Source organism: Halovibrio variabilis (assembly GCF_007991175.1).
Taxonomy (GTDB): Bacteria; Pseudomonadota; Gammaproteobacteria; order Pseudomonadales; family Halomonadaceae; genus Vreelandella; species Vreelandella variabilis.
In genome coordinates, this window is record NZ_BJXV01000027.1 from 1 (window position 1) to 515 (window position 515).

The following is a 515-nucleotide window of genomic DNA, read 5'->3' on the forward strand; positions in this document are numbered from 1 at the left end:
AACTGGCGGAACTGGCGGAACTGGCGGAACTGGCGGAACTGGCGGAACTGGCGGAACTGGCGGAACTGGCGGAACTGGCGGAACTGGCGGAGCACCCACTAGTTATGTCATCAGGCGGCTGTGAAGCGCTTATCCAGCAAATATTTGCTCACTCGTTGGAGGAAGTCGATACCTTCCAGGTGGATTTCTGGGTACGCGATACGCGAACGCTATTGCAGATGGTCGCTGGCGATGTGGGGGTTAGCTTGGTGCCCACATTGGCGTTAAACAATAAGCCAACGGCTAACGTGGTGACGCGGCCGCTATCACCAAGGCGCTAACGGAACCTGATTGCTTTTTGGCCCAAGCGGCAGCCGCTTAATCCCGTGGGTAAGCAATTGTTGAGGGAGTGCAAAGCGTAACGGCTCTTCATGACATTGTGTGAAAGTACAAGCCATGAATATAAGTGTGCGATTCTTCAGGCCGATCCTCAAAAAGAATGTATCGACAAGATTATCACCCGCTGGCTTAAACCC

Annotated in this window: 2 protein-coding genes; one reads left to right on the plus strand and one right to left on the minus strand. The window is 53.6% G+C overall.

From position 1 onward, the window contains the following. Nucleotides 1-320, plus strand: a 320-nt coding sequence (locus tag HVA01_RS16625) for a LysR substrate-binding domain-containing protein (RefSeq protein WP_246129694.1), incomplete at its 5' end; no start/stop codon positions are given. Here HVA01_RS16625 and HVA01_RS17520 read toward each other — a convergent pair. Beyond that, a partial coding sequence (locus tag HVA01_RS17520) for a hypothetical protein (RefSeq protein ID WP_218031574.1) occupies nt 306-515 on the minus strand: 210 nt, incomplete at its 5' end. The genes HVA01_RS16625 and HVA01_RS17520 overlap by 15 nt on opposite strands.